Source organism: Pseudomonas sp. GW823-FHT06B06, from assembly GCF_058795195.1.
On sequence record NZ_JBXAHO010000024.1, the window covers coordinates 74,904 to 92,354 of the forward strand.

The 17,451-nt window shown below is 60.4% G+C and carries 12 protein-coding genes; 3 read left to right on the top strand and 9 right to left on the bottom strand.

Annotated elements, in window-relative coordinates; all coding sequences use genetic code 11:
- Nucleotides 1–152: 152 nt before the first annotated feature.
- The 9 genes from AC1Q8Q_RS21210 to glnE all read right to left on the bottom strand — a co-directional run bounded on the left by AC1Q8Q_RS21210 (nt 153) and on the right by glnE (nt 10,712).
- Complete coding sequence (locus AC1Q8Q_RS21210; protein WP_080725275.1) at nt 153–488, bottom strand: YceK/YidQ family lipoprotein; 336 nt, start codon at nt 486–488, stop codon at nt 153–155.
- A 121-nt stretch (nt 489–609) separates the two neighbouring features.
- Nucleotides 610–2,061: a lipopolysaccharide kinase InaA family protein gene (locus AC1Q8Q_RS21215; RefSeq protein WP_151143877.1), complete on the bottom strand. Its 1,452-nt coding sequence runs from the start codon at nt 2,059–2,061 to the stop codon at nt 610–612.
- Nucleotides 2,061–2,813 (bottom strand): lipopolysaccharide kinase InaA family protein, encoded by a 753-nt coding sequence (locus tag AC1Q8Q_RS21220; RefSeq protein WP_020796219.1) that lies wholly within the window; start codon nt 2,811–2,813, stop codon nt 2,061–2,063. Before AC1Q8Q_RS21220 ends, AC1Q8Q_RS21215 begins: the two co-directional genes overlap by 1 nt.
- The gene (locus tag AC1Q8Q_RS21225) at nt 2,810–3,544 is read right to left on the bottom strand and encodes a lipopolysaccharide kinase InaA family protein (RefSeq protein ID WP_020796218.1); all 735 of its coding nucleotides are present in this window, start codon (nt 3,542–3,544) and stop codon (nt 2,810–2,812) included. The genes AC1Q8Q_RS21220 and AC1Q8Q_RS21225 overlap by 4 nt, the downstream gene beginning before the upstream one ends.
- On the bottom strand, nt 3,544–4,350 hold the full coding sequence (rfaP, locus tag AC1Q8Q_RS21230; protein ID WP_020796217.1) for a lipopolysaccharide core heptose(I) kinase RfaP: 807 nt from the start codon (nt 4,348–4,350) through the stop codon (nt 3,544–3,546). Before rfaP ends, AC1Q8Q_RS21225 begins: the two co-directional genes overlap by 1 nt.
- A complete protein-coding gene (locus tag AC1Q8Q_RS21235; RefSeq protein WP_020796216.1) occupies nt 4,351–5,472 on the bottom strand; it encodes a glycosyltransferase family 4 protein in 1,122 nt (373 codons plus the stop codon).
- Nucleotides 5,472–6,533, bottom strand: a complete 1,062-nt coding sequence (gene waaC, locus AC1Q8Q_RS21240) for a lipopolysaccharide heptosyltransferase I (RefSeq protein ID WP_020796215.1) — start codon at nt 6,531–6,533, stop codon at nt 5,472–5,474. Before waaC ends, AC1Q8Q_RS21235 begins: the two co-directional genes overlap by 1 nt.
- 1 nt (nt 6,534) lies before the next feature.
- Nucleotides 6,535–7,569: a lipopolysaccharide heptosyltransferase II gene (gene waaF / locus AC1Q8Q_RS21245; RefSeq protein ID WP_020796214.1), complete on the bottom strand. Its 1,035-nt coding sequence runs from the start codon at nt 7,567–7,569 to the stop codon at nt 6,535–6,537.
- 203 nt (nt 7,570–7,772) lie between these two features.
- Entirely contained in the window at nt 7,773–10,712 is a 2,940-nt protein-coding gene (gene glnE, locus AC1Q8Q_RS21250; RefSeq protein ID WP_020796213.1) for a bifunctional [glutamate--ammonia ligase]-adenylyl-L-tyrosine phosphorylase/[glutamate--ammonia-ligase] adenylyltransferase, read from the bottom strand.
- Nucleotides 10,713–11,095: 383 nt separating this feature from the next.
- Between glnE and aceE the strand changes: the two genes are divergently transcribed.
- From aceE to AC1Q8Q_RS21265, 3 genes are all read left to right on the top strand, one after another.
- Complete coding sequence (aceE, locus tag AC1Q8Q_RS21255; RefSeq protein WP_020796211.1) at nt 11,096–13,741, top strand: pyruvate dehydrogenase (acetyl-transferring), homodimeric type; 2,646 nt, start codon at nt 11,096–11,098, stop codon at nt 13,739–13,741.
- 11 nt (nt 13,742–13,752) lie between these two features.
- The gene (aceF, locus tag AC1Q8Q_RS21260) at nt 13,753–15,729 is read left to right on the top strand and encodes a dihydrolipoyllysine-residue acetyltransferase (RefSeq protein WP_168757119.1); all 1,977 of its coding nucleotides are present in this window, start codon (nt 13,753–13,755) and stop codon (nt 15,727–15,729) included.
- Nucleotides 15,730–15,987: 258 nt separating this feature from the next.
- Nucleotides 15,988–17,382, top strand: a complete 1,395-nt coding sequence (locus AC1Q8Q_RS21265) for an alkaline phosphatase D family protein (RefSeq protein ID WP_492615463.1) — start codon at nt 15,988–15,990, stop codon at nt 17,380–17,382.
- Nucleotides 17,383–17,451 lie beyond the last annotated feature (69 nt).

Genomic DNA, 17,451 nt, shown 5'->3' on the forward strand with positions numbered 1-17,451 from the left:
CTTTAGTCTGCGTGCAGGCGCAATGCGCCTCAAAAATTAATGTGCCCTCGCAACGGGCGAGAGACAGCTAAAGGGCGGGATTATAGCTTAAAAGCAGCTTCAAGCCTCTAGCGGCAAGCTGCAAGCGATAGCGGGGTTGACCGTGCCGTTGGTTATTCGGGTGCTGGCCGCCAGTAAATGCTGATATTGCCATCCGTGCCCTGCCGGTAAATCGTATACGGCAAGACAACGGTATCCAGCACGCCAGTCAATACCAAGTCCACCAAAACGAGCGGGACGTAGATACCCGTTGGATCGGGCGGCGCATTCAGCACACAAAAATCGTAGGCCAGGCCGCTGTACACCCGAGGAATGGACTGACAATAGGTTTTTTGCCGTCGAAGCCCGTGGGCCGCGTCGGCATCGTCCTGAAACACCGTTGCGACCGTCCCGCACCCTGTCAAAGCCAGTGAAATGAAACCTGATACAACTAGCGTCTTGATCGTCAAAGCTTGCCCTCCGTAAGCGTCAGGCAAACTAGCATCGCGGTCATTCAGGCCACAGTTCATGGCTTCTCAAAATCATGTAGGACCGTTCGCAGGAACTTGTCCGCTAATCTCTCGAAGGGGTTCAGGCAGCGCCAGAGACGTCCTTGGGTAGACGCTGATCGATGACCTGATAGAGCGCGCTATTCTCGGGCCAATTACGCATGAACCGCGCCCGATCCCGAGCATACGCCGGCGCGAAGCTGGCGAGCGAGCCATGCTGGCACATCGAATCCAGATCGATCAGCGCCCAACGATCCTGCTGCCAGAACAGATTGTGGCCCTTGAAGTCGCCGTGGCTGATGCGCTCGCGAATCAGTTCGGCGAACAGGTGATCCAGCGCCAGCAACTCGGTCTCAGGAGCATCGCCGCTATCAATGTACGGCGCGAATCGCTCGATGATGTCTGGCCCCGGCAGATGCTCGGTGATCAGATAGGCACGACCGCGCAACCCGAGAAAACGCTTTTCCTGCACCGCCAGCGGCTTGGGCGTGGCGATGCCGAGGAATGCCAGGCGATTGCCCTCGCGCCAGGAGTGCCAGGCACGGCTCGGGCGCCAGAAGCGCTTGAGCCAGTGGGCGAAACCCTTGATGTTGTAGCGCTTGATCACCAGCGTACGTCCGTCCACCTCAACCTTGCCGACGCTCGCCGCGCCGCCGGTCTTGTACAGATGCCCCTGATCCAGCAAGGCATCAGCCTGGGCCAATACCGGCAGCATTGCTGCCTCTTCCTCGCGACGGATCGCCCGCAAGCCGAACGCACCGCGCTGGACGCTGAACAGCGTGCATTCGCGACCGGTCTTGATCAGGAAGTCCTTCAGGCGCCAGCTGCGAACCTTGTCGACCTGTTTTTGCAGCGCCTCCATGGGTAGGGCATGCTCGCCGTTGCTCAGCAGGTAGTACACCAGCAATTCTTCGGTGAACGGCTCCAGCGACTTGGGCAACTGGGCGAAAAACACCCCGAGGTTTTCCAGGACCTTCTGGCGCGAGAGTGGCTGGCCCGCCGTTTCGCTGCAGATCCCGGCGCCATCGATCAAATACAGTCGATTGCCCTGGCGCAACAGGTTGTCCAGATGCAGGTCTTCCTGCCACAAACCTTTGCGATGCATCTGGCCGATCGCACCCAAGGCTTGCGCCAGCACGGCTGACTGCTCGTCGGCCAGCACCGGCAGGCCTTCCACCTGCTGCCAGGCATCGCCCAGGCTCTGGGCACCCTCAAGGAACTCAAACAGCAGCCAGCCACCCTCGCCATCCTTCAGGCCATCAGCCAACAGGAGTGGCGTGGTCAGGCCTTGGGCGGAGAGCAATCGCACGCCGTCCAACTCGCGCTGGAAATTCCGTGCTGCCTTGTTGCCAACCAGCAACTTGGCCAGCACTGGCCGACCGCGCCAGACACCGGCACCGACATAACGCTGTCCAGGCAATACCCGCAACAGGGTCAGCAACTGCAACTGCGCCGGCCCGGCAGCATCGGCCAGTGAAAGACTGATGGGCAGGCTCGGCTGACGGCCAGCGTTTTTCAGCTCGGACAAATGCATCAGCGCTTCTCCTTATGGCTACGTCGCGCGGTCAGGCGCGCCAGCCAGCTATCGATCAGCGTGCTGTCCTGAGATTGATCCAGATAGGCGGCCAGCAGAATACGCAGCTGCGCCTCGCTCCATTCCGGCGCCCGACGTAACAGCGGCTCCAGGTCCTTGACCCGATCCCGCTGGCCGAACAGCAGTGGCCGAGTCTTTTCCAGATCGATCAGTTGCGCCTGGTAGCCGTCACCGGTGGCGCACAGGAAAATATGCTTGGGGTAAAAACAGCCATGCACCTGACGCTTGCCGTGCAGGTGCCGCGCCAGTTTTCCGCAGGCTTGAAGTATCGCCACATGTTGCGCCTCGCCGAGGTCCGACCAGCGCTGCAGCAGCGAATCCAGGTCATCCCAGCCGTCCAGGGCGCGAGTGAGGAGAATCGCCCGGACTTCGCCGTCGACCTTGCGCTCACCGAAAAACGCCGCTTTCAGCGCTGGAATGCCGAGCTTTTCGTAGCGGCTGATGTTACGAAACTCCCTGGCAAAACTCGGCTCGCCAAAGGGCGCGTGCAAGGTATGCATCTGGTAGTTGCTCTGACGCTTGAGGTAGAAACCCTGACCCTCCAGATCCAGTCGAAACACGCTGCTCCAGCCTCCACGCAAGGTGTTGGGTTCGTCCACGGCATCGAGCTGCCGGGCCCAGAGCGCATCGAAAGTACCGAGGCCGTGGCGCTCAAGCAGCGCACGGTCTTCAGCGGCCAGGAAATCAGTCATTCGCGTCCCTCGAAAAATCTCACCACATGCCGGATGCGCTTTTTATCGGCGGCATTGAGCCGGCTGCACTGGCGGTATTGCAGGTAAAAGCGCAGGCGCTGGGTAGCCGACAGTTGATACTTGGCGACCTTGTCCAGGCAGGCCAAGTCCTTGGTGATTCGGTATTTGAGCCAGAAACCGCTCCAGAAATCACCGTTGGGGCAGTCGATCAGGAACAGGCGGGCCTGATCGTCGACCAGCAGGTTGCGCCACTTCAAATCGTTATGGGTAAAGTGATGTTCGTGCATTGTGCGGGTGTAGCTGGCCAGTTGTCGGCTGATGCTGTCGACCCAGGCGCGGTCCGCCAGTTTCGCATCGTGCCGCTCGGCCAGCGCCGACAGGTCTTCTGTATGTGGCAGTTCGCGAGTGATCATCGCCCCACGATCGTAGGCCGCACCACGCCGCTCCAGGCCCCAGGCCACTACTTCGGCGGTGGGGATGCCCCACTTGGCGAAACGCTTGAGGTTCTGCCACTCCATTTTCACCCGTGGCTTACCCAGGTAGCGCCGCAAGCCCTTGCCCGCCCCCACGTAGCGTTTGACGTAATAGTTGACGCCATTGCGCTGGACGCGAATGACCTCCGACAACGGATCGCGGGTCAGGCGCTCACCTTGCAGCGCAAACACGGCATCAAGGCTGCCGAAGTCTTCTGCCAGATCGTTGTAAGCAGGCTCAAGCCTCCAGCCCGCCATCAGAGCGCGTCCCCGTATCGCTGTTTACGCTCGTAAAGCTTGTTGGCCTTGCCTTCGAGCCAGCTCAGCAGCCCGGCTTCTTCGCTCAAGACCTGGCGCAGCGGCTGCTGGAAATAGCCCTTGAGAAAACGCAGCTTGTCGCGTCGGGTCAGGCCGATATCCAGCGCGGAAAAATACAGCGCCGCCAGATCCTTGTTACGCCAGCGCGCGGTGATCGTCGGACGGGTCTGGGCGCGGTGCAGGTCGATCACCGAGAGTTTGAAATCGTCTGCGGTCACCGGCTTGTCGGTGTGCAACAGGAAGTGGCAGATGTAACAGTCACGGTGGTTTACCCCGGCACGGTGCATCATGCCGGTCATGCGCGCCACTTCGGCAATCAGCGCACGCTTGAGTTTTGGCTCGGGCGGCTGCTTGATCCAGTTGATGCTGTAATCTTCGAGACTGACAGTCGGCGCCAGCTCTTCGGTGACGATGAACGAATGCTGGTCCGCCGGGTTGCTGCCCTTCTCGCCATAAGCGACGGCGGTCATGGTCGGCACGCCGACTTCCTGCAGGCGTTGGATGGCCTTCCACTCCTGGCCAGCCCCCAGCACCGGCAACTTGGCAGTGAGCAGGTTCTTGAAGATCTCGCCCCAGCCGATGCCACGGTGGATTTTCACGAAAAACCCGTTGCCGTTCACTTCGGTACGCAGCGTGCGGCGAGCCTCAAGCTCCCGGTATACCTCGCCCTGCAAGCCCTCGACTTCGGCGAACGGATCGCGTCCGGCCCAGAGGCTCTTGAACGGTTCAGCCAGCATCAACTTCATTTAAGCGTGCTCCGCCAGAATCACATCGGCCGCGTGTTGCGGCATGCTGTAGAGGTCGGCCGTCTCGGCGAAGGCCAAACCGTTGCGGCTCCAGGCCGCCCTTGCTTGAGCGTCGTTCAGCATACCGGTCAGGTACTGGGTCAGCTGGGCTTGATCGAACGGCTCGTCCAGCACCAGACCGGCGTCGGCCTCGGCGATGTAATGGGCGTACCCGCATACCGCACTGACCAGCACCGGCAACCCAGCCACCAGCGCTTCGAGCAGCACGGTGCCGGTGTTTTCGTTGTAGGCCGGGTGAATCAACAGATCGGCGCCCAACAGGAAACGCGGTATATCGCTGCGACCCTTGAGGAACGTCACGTTGTCGCCGAGCCCCAGCGTGGCGCTCTGCATCTGGAATATCTTGGGGTCGTCCTGGCCAATTACAAACAGCCGGGTGCGCTTCTTCAGATCAGCGGGCAACCCGGCCAGGGCCTTGAGACTGCGATCCACGCCCTTGGTCTTGAACCCGGAGCCGATCTGCACCAGCAGCAAGTCATCGTCCTTCAGATTGAATTCAGCGCGGAACCCGGCGCGAATTTCGTCCGCATCCGCCGGCCGGCGACGATCCTGGGCAATGCCCGGCGGTAGCAGGTGGAAGCGCTCCAGTGGCGTGCCGTAATGCTTGATGAACAGCGGTTGCTGGACCTCGGAAATCATCAACACTTCAGTCTTGGCGTCCTTGGCGAACACCGCGCGCTCGTACTCGGCGAAATGGCGGTAGCGGCCCCAGCGCCGATACAGCGAATTGCGCAGGTTTTGCGCCTTGTCTTCGAAACAGCCGTCAGCGGCGTAGTAGACGTCCAAACCCGGCATCTTATTGAAGCCGATCAAGCGATCCACCGGACGCTTGGCCAAGTCCGCTTCCATCCACTCGCTGAGCTTTTCGTTGCGCCGATGGTTGAAGAATGCCTTGACCGGCGCCACGAGTACCTCGAAACCCGGTGGCACCTCGCCTTCCCAGATCAGCGTGTAGACGCGAATCTGGTGTCCGCGCTTCTGGCACTCCAGGGCGATGCGCATGAAATCTCGCTGCAGGCCACCAAAGGGAAAGTACTTGTACAGGACAAATGCCAATTGCATCAGCGCAGCTCCTCAGCCAGTAACAACGTGCTCAGTCGGCTCGCGACACGCTCGGGATTCAGACGCGTGAAGCACAATGGCCACTCGCGTTTCAGGTCAAACCGATTGGCATCTTCGGCCGTCGGTTGATAAGTGCATTTCTTTTGCAAACACGGTGCGCAGGGGAAATCGCTGGCCATGTGAATCTGCGACTTGCCGTAGGCCCCGGTCAGGCCCGGATTGGTCGGGCCGAACAGCGACAGCGTTGGCACATCAAGGGCTGCGGCCAGATGACCGAGGCCGGTGTCCACCGCCACGCAGGCTTGCGCGCCGGCCAGCACCTTGCCGACCCCGGCCAGATTCAGCTTGGGCAAAACCTCGGCGTGCTTGAAGCCGGCAGCGATGCGCTCGGCACGGGCCTTTTCCGCGCCGTTGCCCCAGGGAAGTTTCACGCCCACGCCGAGGTAACCGACCCGTTCAGTCAGCTCGCGCCAGTAGGCTTCGGGCCAGTGCTTGGTGTCCCAGGTGGTGCCATGCAGGAACACCACATAGGGGTTCTTGCGCGGCAATTCCACCAGGCGCTCGACACTCAGGCCGTAGTCACCCAGCCCCTTGGGCAAGTCATAACCCAGGGCGATGGCGAACAACTGACGCACCCGCTCTACCGCATGCTGACCGCGGGCAACCGCCAGCCGCCGGTTATAGAAACGCGCGGCGACGGGTTCGCGCGCCGAACCTTTATCGAGGCCGGCCACCGGGGCTTTCACATACCGGGTCAGCAGAGCGCTTTTGAGCAGGCCCTGGGCATCGATGACCAGATCGTATTTCGTGGCGCGAAGGCTCTGCTTGAAGCGCTTCCACTCGCCACTCTTGATGGTCTGCCAGAGGTTCTTGCGCCAGCGACGGATCGCCACCGGAATCACCTTGCCCACCGCCGGGTGCCAGGTCGGAATTTCGGCGAAGCCTTCTTCCACCACCCAGTCGAAGGTGATGCCGGGGATGGCCCGCGAGGCGTCGGTCAGCGCCGGCAGCGCATGAATCACGTCGCCCAGCGATGAAGTCTTGATCAGCAATACCCGCAAACTATTTGACCTCGACCACAGTGCCCTGCAAACGCTGCAAGGCTTCGTTCACCGCCTGCGGCATCAGTTGGCGCAGGCAGTTGTAATGGCCGAAACGGCAGGTGCGGTCGAAGCATGGGCTGCATTCGATGCCCAGGCGCACGATCTCGACATGTTCGGCCAAGGGTGGCGTGAAGCCCGGTGACGTCGAGCCATAGACTGCCACCAGCGGGCGGTTCAGCGCGGCGGCAACGTGCATCAGGCCAGAGTCGTTGGACACCACCGAATCGGCGCAGGACAGCAAATCGATGGCCTCGGCCAACGAGGTGCCGCCACTGAGGTTCACCGACTCTTCACGCAAGCCGGGAATCAACCGCGAACGGATGTCTTCACCCACGGCGTGATCGTTTTTCGAACCGAACAGCCAGACTTGCCAGCCCTCGCGAATCTTCGCTTCGGCCACCTTGGCGTAATGCTCGGACGGCCAACGCTTGGACTCGCCGAACTCGGCACCGGGGCACAGCGCCAACACCGGGCGGTCGAGGGTCAGGCCAAACTTGGCCAATGCCGCCTCGCGAGTCACCGGGTCGATCCGCAGGCTCGGGCGCGGGTAAGGCTTGGGCAGCTCAAGGCCTGGCTCGTAGGCCAGGGCCATGAAGCGCTCGATCATCAACGGGTAACGCTCTTTATCCAGCGTGCGTACGTCGTTGAGCAGGCCGTAGCGGAACTCACCACGCCAGCCGGTACGCTTGGGGATGCCGGCGAAGAACGGCACCAGTGCCGACTTCAGGGAATTGGGCAACAGGATCGCCTGGTCGTACTGGCCGGCCAGGGATTTGCCGATGCGCCGACGCGTCGCCAGCTCCAGTGCGCCGTGGCCGAGCGGGAAGCTCAAGGCCTGGCGAACTTCGGGCATGCGCTCAAGAATCGGCCGGCTCCACTCGGGGGCCAGCACGTCGATTTCGCATTGCGGGTGGCGTTGCTTGAGACACTGAAACAGTGTCTGCGCCATCACCATGTCACCGACCCAACTGGGCCCAACGATCAGAATTTTCATGTGGTTTCCATAAACGAACCGGGGAGGCCTACGCCTCCCCGCCTCGAAAATTCTACAGAACAACGCAAATCTACTGTAGAAGCGAGCCTGATCGCGATGGTCGTTAACGATAACGCAGCAAGTCTGGCACTCCGCGGCGCTCTCAAATTCATCGCGAGCATGCTCGCTCCTACAGGGGATATTGGCGTATCAAATATCCCGTTTCAGCTTAGCCCCAGTTCACGCCAGATCCGCATGACCTGTCGCCGTTCGTCCGCGAACTGGTCACCCGGAATCACCCCGGCATTCTTCTGCAAGGCCTGCCGGTGGGCGGCGGAGCGGTAAGCTTTATAAGCTTCACGCAACAGACTGGCGTCCTCGACAGGCATCAGCCCGGCCTTCTCCAATTCTTCCAGAATACGGATATTGTCTGTCCAGCGCAGCAATGGCGGGTACGTTTCGGACCACGCCAGGGCCGCGTATTGCACCATAAATTCAATATCGACGATACCTCCGGCGTCCTGCTTGAGGTCGAAGGGCACTGTGGCTTCGAAGGCATTTGCCCCGGTGCCGGCCGCGGTACTCTTGCTGCCCAGGTTATCGCGCATCTTGGCGCGCATCTCGCTGACCTCCTGGCGCAGGGTCGGCAAGTCGCGTGCCTTGCCCAGGATCGCTGCGCGAACCTGCTCGAATGCCCGGCCGACGTCGTCGCTACCCACCAATACCCGCGCCCTGACCAACGCCTGATGCTCCCAGGTCCAGGCTTCATTTTCCTGGTAGCGCGCAAAGGCCCCCAGCGAACTCACCAGCAGCCCTGATGCACCGGACGGGCGCAGGCGCATGTCGACTTCATAGAGCTGACCGGAGTTGGTCTGCGCTGTCAGCAAGTGAATGATCCGCTGCCCGAGCCGGGTGAAAAACTGCGCGCCATCGATCGACTTCGGCCCGTCGGTTTCTGCCTGTGGATCGCCATCATGGATGAACACCAGGTCCAGGTCCGAACCATGCCCCAATTCCAGGCCACCGACTTTCCCATAACCGACAATGATGAAGCCGGGATCGCACAAGGTGCCATCGGTGCGTAGCGGCGTGCCGTACTTGGCGACCGTTTGCCGCCAGGCCAGGGCCAGTACTTGTTCCAGTATCGCTTCGGCGAGCCAGGTCAGGTAATCGCTGACTTTCATCAACGGCAGGCTGCCGGCGATTTCCGAAGCGGCGACCCGCAAGCGGTGCGCCAGCTTGAAATGGCGCAAGGCCTCCATCTGCTGCTCGAGGTCGTCCTCGGGAATCCGGGTCAGGCGTTCGCGCAACTCAGCGGCCAGCTCCGGCGCCAACGGCGGCTTGAACAACCGGCCTTCGTTGAGCAACTCGTCGAGCAACAGCGGAAAGCGGGTGATCTGTTCGGCGATCCATGGGCTCGCTGCACACAAGGTCAGCAAGCGGCGCAGGGCACCGGGATTTTCGGTCAGCAAAACGAGATAAGCAGAACGGCGGGCTACAGCTTCCACCAGTGGCAACACCCGTTCCAGCACCAGATCCGGATTGGCATGCTCGACAGCCTGGGCCAGCAAGCGCGGAATAAAGGCGTCGAGGCGCTCACGCCCCAGTCGCTGCATGGCGCGCAATTGCGGGCTGCCGCGTAAACTGGCCAAGGCTTTCAGAGCCTGGGTGGCATCGGCGAAACCGCCTTCCTGCAACTGTCGGCAGGCAGCTTCTTCATCCTGAGCCTCTTCCCACAGCGGCAACCACTCTCCACCGACCACCACTTCGTTTTCGGCGCCCTGCTCCTCGTCAGGGTCGGCGATCACCTGAGCGAAGTGCCAGGCCACGCGGCCGCGCCAGTACATCAGGCGCTCATGAAACGCCGGCCAATCGGCAAAGCCCAACATGAAGGCAATGCGCGCCTGATCCTGAGCACTGTCCGGCAGCATCTGGGTCTGGCGATCGGCAATCGCCTGAATCGCATGTTCGGTGTAACGCAGGAACTCGTAACCTTCACGCAGCTCACTGATCACCGCTGGCGGGAGATAACCCTGACCTTCCAGCGTACTCAGTACTTTTAATAGTGGACGTTGTTGCAGACTCAGGTCGCGACCGCCGTGAATCAACTGAAAGGCCTGGGCAATGAACTCCACCTCACGGATGCCGCCGGAGCCGAGCTTGATGTTGTCGGCCATGCCCTTGCGCCGCACTTCCTGCTGGATCAACTGCTTCATGGTGCGCAATGCTTCGATCGCCGAGAAGTCCAGGTAGCGTCGATACACGAACGGTCGCAGCATCTCTTGCAGTTGCGCACCGGCCACTTGATCCCCGGCCACTACCCGCGACTTGATCATCGCGTAGCGTTCCCAGTCGCGGCCCTGGTCCTGGTAGTACTGCTCCAGCGCGTTGAAGCTCAACACCAGGGCACCCGACGAACCGTAGGGCCGCAAGCGCATGTCGACACGGAACACAAAACCGTCGACGGTCATCGGGTCCAGCGCCTTGATCAAGCGCTGGCCAAGACGGATGAAGAATTCCTGGTTGTCCAGCGGGCGCTTGACCCCGACCGTTTCGCCGCCTTCGGGATAGGCAAAGATCAGGTCGATGTCCGACGACAGATTGAGTTCGACCGCGCCCAGCTTGCCCATGCCGAGGACGACCATCTGCTGCGGCTCGCCGCTGCGCCGGCCGGTGGGCACGCCGAACTGCTGGCAATGCCGTGCGTACAACCATTGATAGGCCTGGTCGATGCTGGCATCGGCCATGTCCGAAAGGTCGCGGCACGTCTGGACCAGATCGGCCTGGCGGGTCAGGTCACGCCAGACGATCCGCACCTGGTGGCGCGCCCGTTGGCGGCGCAATGCCCGGCCGAGTTGTTCATCGGTCTCGGCGGCATTTACGGCTGCAGCGATCTGCGCGCATAACTCGCCGGGGGCATAGCCACGGTCCAGTTCACCGGAGCGCACCAGTTCCAGCAGCATCAGCGGATCGCGCACCGATTGCTCGGTGACAAAGTCGCTGGCGGCGGTTACCCGGGAAAATTGCGCCCAGCGCTCGGGCGTCCATGTGGACAGGCCATGGTCGTCATCCAATGCCTCGACAGCATCGCGCAACGACTGCTCGGCGCGGGTGACAAACGGCAAGAGAATAGCGGGCAGGTCGACAAGCGGGGGCAGGCTCATGGTCTATCCTTGATCGGCGTGTAACAGGCTGCATGTAGTGAATCTCGCATACCCACTACCTGAAGGAGTGTCGAACAAAAGTTAGAAATAGCTGAAAATTCTTTTTTATTGGCAGCCAACATCAAGGTTTCACCTTTTTCGGTTGGCAAAAGACCAACCTTAACGATTATTCTCACAACGCAGCCGGGGGCCACAAGCCGCTCATCTGTAGTTTTACTACTCGTATATACATTAGCAAGGCTGAAATGCCGGATGATTTGTAGTAAAACTACACACCGCCGGAACAACCTATCGGCAATCCAAGAATTCATAACGTCTGCCCACAAGGCCAGTCGCTAACTCAGGCAACCGATTCTGGTAGCCTTTCCGCCCTGGAGCAAGCCATGCAAGACCTCGATCCCGTCGAAACCCAGGAATGGCTGGACGCCCTGGAATCGGTTCTCGACAAAGAAGGCGAAGACCGTGCTCACTATCTGATGACCCGTATGGGTGAACTCGCGACCCGCAGCGGTTCGCAGTTGCCTTACGCCATCACCACGCCTTACCGCAACACCATCCCGGTAACCCACGAAGCACGCATGCCTGGCGACCTGTTCATGGAACGCCGCATTCGCTCGCTGGTACGCTGGAACGCGATGGCCATGGTAATGCGTACGAACCTGAAAGATTCTGACCTCGGCGGTCACATCTCCAGCTTCGCTTCCAGCGCGACCCTGTATGACATCGGCTTCAACTATTTCTTCCAGGCCCCGACCGACGAACACGGCGGCGACCTGATCTACTTCCAGGGCCACACTTCGCCAGGCGTCTACGCCCGCGCGTTCATGGAAGGCCGTATCACCGAAGATCAAATGAACAACTTCCGCCAGGAAGTCGACGGCCAGGGCCTGTCGTCCTATCCGCACCCTTGGCTGATGCCTGACTTCTGGCAGTTCCCGACCGTATCCATGGGTCTGGGTCCGATCCAGGCGATCTACCAGGCGCGTTTCATGAAGTACCTGGAAGCCCGTGGCTTCATTCCTGCCGGCAAGCAAAAAGTCTGGTGCTTCCTGGGCGACGGCGAGTGCGACGAGCCGGAATCCCTGGGCGCGATCTCCCTGGCTGGCCGCGAGAAGCTGGACAACCTGATCTTCGTCATCAACTGCAACCTGCAGCGCCTCGACGGCCCGGTTCGCGGCAACGGCAAGATCATCCAGGAACTCGAAGGCGTGTTCCGCGGTGCCCAGTGGAACGTGACCAAAGTCATCTGGGGCCGTTTCTGGGACCCACTGCTGGCCAAGGACGTCGACGGCATCCTGCAACGTCGCATGGACGAAGTCATCGACGGCGAGTACCAGAACTACAAGGCCAAAGACGGCGCGTTCGTACGTGAACACTTCTTCAACTCGCCAGAACTCAAGGCGATGGTTGCAGACTTGTCCGACGACGAGATCTGGAAACTCAACCGTGGCGGCCACGACCCGTACAAGGTCTACGCGGCGTACCACGAAGCGGTCAACCACAAAGAACAACCTACCGTCATCCTGGCCAAGACCATCAAGGGTTATGGCACCGGTGCCGGCGAAGCGAAGAACACCGCGCACAACACCAAGAAAGTCGATGTCGACAGCCTGAAGTTGTTCCGCGATCGCTTCGACATCCCGGTCAAGGACGAAGAACTGGAGAACCTGCCGTTCTTCAAGCCTGAGCCAAACAGCGCCGAAGCCCGCTACCTGAGCGAGCGTCGTACCGCACTGGGTGGCTTCGTGCCGCAGCGTCGCGCGCAAAGCTTCAGCGTGCCGACTCCACCACTCGATACCCTCAAGGCTATCCTGGACGGCTCGGGCGACCGTGAAATCTCCACCACCATGGCCTTCGTGCGCATCCTCGCGCAGCTGGTCAAGGACAAGGAAATCGGCCCACGCATCGTGCCGATCATTCCGGACGAAGCCCGTACCTTCGGTATGGAAGGCATGTTCCGTCAGTTGGGCATCTACTCGTCCGTCGGCCAGCTCTACGAGCCAGTCGATAAAGACCAGGTGATGTTCTACAAGGAAGACAAGAAGGGCCAGATCCTCGAGGAAGGCATCAACGAAGCGGGCGCCATGAGCTCCTTCATCGCTGCCGGTACTTCGTACTCCAGCCACAACCAGCCAATGCTGCCGTTCTACATCTTCTACTCGATGTTCGGCTTCCAGCGTATCGGCGACCTCGCGTGGGCCGCTGGCGACAGCCGTACCCGTGGCTTCCTGATCGGCGGTACCGCCGGCCGTACCACCTTGAACGGTGAAGGCCTGCAACACGAAGACGGTCACAGCCACCTGCTGGCTGCCACCATCCCGAACTGCCGTACCTACGATCCAACCTACGGCTATGAGCTGGCGGTGATCATCCAGGACGGCATGAAGAAGATGACCGAAGAGCAACAGGACGTCTTCTACTACATCACCGTGATGAACGAGTCGTACCAGCAGCCAGCCATGCCGGCCGGTGCCGAAGAAGGCATCAAGCGGGGCATGTACCTGCTCGAGGAAGACAACCGCGAAGCGGCACACCACGTTCAGCTGATGGGCTCCGGCACCATCCTGCGTGAAGTGCGTGAAGCGGCGAAGATCCTGCGTGAAGAGTTCAACGTCGGCGCCGACGTGTGGAGCGTTACCAGCTTCAACGAACTGCGTCGCGACGGCCTGGCCGTTGAGCGCACCAACCGTCTGCACCCTGGCCAGAAGCCTAAGCTGAGCTACGTGGAAGAGTGCCTGAATGGCCGCAAAGGTCCGGTCATCGCCTCTACCGACTACATGAAACTGTTCGCCGAGCAGATCCGTCAGTGGGTACCGTCCAAGGAATTCAAAGTCCTGGGTACCGATGGTTTTGGCCGCAGCGACAGCCGCAAGAAACTGCGTCATTTCTTCGAAGTCGACCGTCATTTCGTGGTGTTGGCAGCCCTGGAAGCACTGGCTGACCGTGGTGACATCGAACCTAAGGTTGTGGCTGAAGCCATTGCCAAGTTCGGTATCAACCCGGAAAAACTCAACCCACTGGACTGCTGAGGAGAGATTCTGTGAGCGAACTCATTCGCGTACCTGACATCGGCAGCGGTGAAGGTGAAGTAATTGAACTGTTTGTGAAGGTCGGCGACCGCATCGAAGCTGACCAGAGCATCCTGACACTTGAGTCGGACAAGGCGAGCATGGAAGTGCCTGCGCCGAAGGCCGGCATCATCAAGAGCCTGAAAGTGAAGCTGGGCGATCGCCTGAAAGAGGGCGACGAACTGCTGGAGCTGGAAGTCGAAGGCGCCGCTGCTGCGGCTCCAGCGGCTGCCCCTGCGCCTGCTGCAAAAGCTGCAGCTGCACCTGCTCCTGCGGCAGCTCCAGCGCCGGCCGCTCCAGCTGCTGCACCGGCTGCCGCTTCGGTACAGCAAGTGCACGTGCCGGACATCGGCTCGTCGGGCAAGGCCCAGATTATCGAGATCCAGGTCAAGGTCGGCGACACCGTCGAGGCTGATCAGTCGCTGATCACCCTGGAATCCGACAAGGCGAGCATGGAAATCCCGTCGCCTGCCGCTGGCGTGGTCAAGGCCATCAGCGTCAAGCTTAATGACGAAGTTGGCACTGGCGACCTGATCCTGGACCTGGAAGTGGCCGGTGCTGCTGCACCTGCCGCCGCGCCTGCCCAGGCTGCCGCTCCTGCACCTGCCGCTGCGCCTGCTCCGGCAGCTGCTCCTGCTGCTCCCGTTGCAGACAGCGTTCAGGACATCCACGTTCCGGACATCGGTTCGGCGGGCAAGGCCAAGATCATCGAAGTGCTGGTCAAGGCCGGTGACTCGGTTGAAGCCGATCAGTCGCTGATCACCCTGGAATCCGACAAGGCGAGCATGGAAATCCCATCGCCTGCCGCTGGTGTGGTGGAAAGCGTTTCCATCAAGCTGGACGACGAAGTCGGTACCGGCGACCTGATCCTCAAGCTGAAAGTCAAAGGCGCAGCGCCTGCTGCTGCCCCGGCACCTGCTGCCGCTGCTGCGAGCGCGCCTGCGCCAGCCGCTGCTCCTGCTCCTGCTCCTGCTGCCGCCGCACCTGCTGCGGCCGCTCCGGTTGCTGCTCCAGCCAAGCCTGGCGCCAAGGTTCACGCAGGCCCGGCCGTACGCCAACTGGCCCGTGAATTCGGTGTCGAGCTGAGCGCTGTCGGCGCCAGCGGTCCGCACGGTCGCATCCTGAAAGAAGACGTGCAGGTATACGTCAAGGCCATGATGCAGAAGGCCAAGGAAGCACCGGCCGCCGCTGCTGCTGGCGCAACCGGCGGCGCGGGTATCCCGCCGATTCCGGTCGTGGACTTCAGCCGCTTCGGTGAAATCGAAGAAGTGCCGATGACCCGCCTGATGCAGATCGGTGCGTCGAGCCTGCACCGCAGCTGGCTGAACATCCCGCACGTGACTCAGTTCGATTCGGCTGATATCACCGAGCTGGAAGCGTTCCGTATCGCTCAGAAAGCCGTTGCAGAGAAGGCCGGCGTCAAGCTGACCATCCTGCCGCTGCTGCTCAAGTCCTGCGCGCATCTGCTCAAGGAGCTGCCGGACTTCAACAGTTCGCTGGCACCAAGCGGCAAAGCAATCATCCGCAAGAAATATGTGAACATCGGCTTCGCCGTCGACACCCCTGAAGGCCTGCTCGTACCGGTCATCAAGAACGTTGACCAGAAGAGCCTGTTGCAACTGGCAGCCGAAGCCGCTGCGCTGGCCGCCAAGGCCCGCGACAAGAAGCTCACCGCTGACGACATGCAAGGCGCCTGCTTCACCATTTCCAGCCTCGGCCACATTGGCGGCACCGGCTTCACGCCGATCGTCAACGCGCCGGAAGTGGCGATCCTCGGTGTTTCCAAGGCAACCATCCAGCCAGTCTGGGACGGCAAAGCCTTCCAGCCGAAACTGATGCTGCCGCTGTCGTTGTCCTACGATCACCGTGTGATCAACGGCGCCGCTGCTGCACGCTTCACCAAGCGTCTGAGCGACCTGCTGGCGGACATCCGCACCATCCTGCTGTAACACCGGCGGGCCCTCCTTCACGGGAGGGCCTGTCGCGTTTCACGTTTTCCGAGCGCCACGCTCGTACCTCAACCCCGCCAATTTGGCGGGGCTTTTTTTGTCCGGCGTTCTAACCTCAACAGATACTTTCCTACATTTGTGGCTGATATCCCCCACAAGTCGAATCCATTTCCGCCCGGTATTTTTCAAGGCCAAATAACTAGCCTTGCCTGCAAGGCCATTTAAAGCCAATTGATTAAAAACCGAATGGATTCGAATATGTTCAAACCAACTGTCGGGCCAATCATTGGCCACACCACCACGAACCATGCACGTATATTCTTGCGTGGAGAATCAAGTAAAGACGCCCATGCATTCGCCGGCATTCGCTATCGGCAACTCGATGACGAGCATTGGTCAAACGGAATTTTCGCTGAACTCGAGAAAGCCCGGGACATGTCCGCCGTCCTGGCTCTCAGCGACCTGGCTGCCGACACCGTGTATGAATATCAGGCTGGATGGTTCAGCGCGATGCAGCCTGTGTGCTCTGCCAAGGCAATGCAGGAACTGAGCTTGCAATGGCCAGTGCGGATTCATCGCCTGCGTACCCGCTCGAACCAGGCCGGAAAATCCAGGGCCTATGTTGTGGGCTCATGTCGCTATCTACGCCTCACCGCAGGCATTGCCGCCGAACCTCATCTGGGTGACAGGATGTTCGCGACAATCTCAAGACTGGCCGAGCAGGCCGAACCGCCTATCAGCGCCATGCTGATGACCGGCGACCAGATCTATGTCGATGACTTGAACCTCATTGCTCCGGACCGCGAGCTCAAGGATATTCTTCTCAAGTATCGCGTGGCTTTTTCCCAGCCAAACATTGCAAAGTTAATGTCGACCCTGCCGACTTACATGATCCTGGATGATCATGAGATCGAAGACAATTGGCCGGCCAACAGAAACAAGTCCGATGACTTCCTATATGCCAATGCGATAAACGCCTATGAGATCTACCAGGCCAGCCATGGCCCGTCACACCCACTCTGCGCCGATGGCCAAATCGACAGGAAGCTGGACAAATACTGGTACTTGTTCGCCGATGGCGATATCGAGTGGTTTGTCACCGACAGCCGAACACGGCGCAATCTTGCAGCCAGCGACCGACGCATCCTCGATATCGAGCAGGAGCAGGCCTTGTGCACCTGGCTGGTTAACAGTTCGGCCCGGGTCAAATTCGTGGTCACCAGCGTCATGTTCTACCCCGACAGCAAACGCCAGGGTGATGACGCCTGGAAAGGCTTTCCCGAACAGCGGCTGCGGCTGCTGGAAACGATTCGCACACACGCGATCAAGAATGTCTTTATCGTTTCAGGCGACGTCCATGGTTCACTGATCAGCCGCCTGACCCACAGCGAGGACCCGGCCTTTGAAGTTCATACCATCGTCTCCTCGCCCCTGTGCAACAGCAAACTGCTGCCCTATGCGCAAGCGTCTACCTTCCTGCTGGATCAGCCGCTCGCGCGAACCGCTCAAGGCAATTATCGGCACGAATTGAAGGGCAAGGTCATCAGCCAGGATAACTTCGCGCATGTGATCGTCGATACGGAACAGCTTCACGTGCGATATCACGACCGGGATGGCGGCCTTTTGCAATCGATCGCTATTTCGCTGCATTAAAAAGCAAAGATCGCAGCCTGCGGCAGCGCCTACAGGATGCGATCTTTTCGGCTCAATCCAATCTTTTAG

Excerpts from the sequence above, each read along its gene's own strand:
- AC1Q8Q_RS21215 (WP_151143877.1), bottom strand. The coding sequence starts at position 2,061 with ATGCATTTGTCCGAGCTGAAAAACGCTGGCCGTCAGCCGAGCCTGCCC.
- AC1Q8Q_RS21220 (WP_020796219.1), bottom strand. The coding sequence starts at position 2,813 with ATGACTGATTTCCTGGCCGCTGAAGACCGTGCGCTGCTTGAGCGCCAC.
- AC1Q8Q_RS21225 (WP_020796218.1), bottom strand. The coding sequence starts at position 3,544 with ATGGCGGGCTGGAGGCTTGAGCCTGCTTACAACGATCTGGCAGAAGAC.
- rfaP (WP_020796217.1), bottom strand. The coding sequence starts at position 4,350 with ATGAAGTTGATGCTGGCTGAACCGTTCAAGAGCCTCTGGGCCGGACGC.
- AC1Q8Q_RS21235 (WP_020796216.1), bottom strand. The coding sequence starts at position 5,472 with ATGCAATTGGCATTTGTCCTGTACAAGTACTTTCCCTTTGGTGGCCTG.
- waaF (WP_020796214.1), bottom strand. The coding sequence starts at position 7,569 with ATGAAAATTCTGATCGTTGGGCCCAGTTGGGTCGGTGACATGGTGATG.
- glnE (WP_020796213.1), bottom strand. The coding sequence starts at position 10,712 with ATGAGCCTGCCCCCGCTTGTCGACCTGCCCGCTATTCTCTTGCCGTTT.
- aceE (WP_020796211.1), top strand. The coding sequence starts at position 11,096 with ATGCAAGACCTCGATCCCGTCGAAACCCAGGAATGGCTGGACGCCCTG.
- AC1Q8Q_RS21265 (WP_492615463.1), top strand. The coding sequence starts at position 15,988 with ATGTTCAAACCAACTGTCGGGCCAATCATTGGCCACACCACCACGAAC.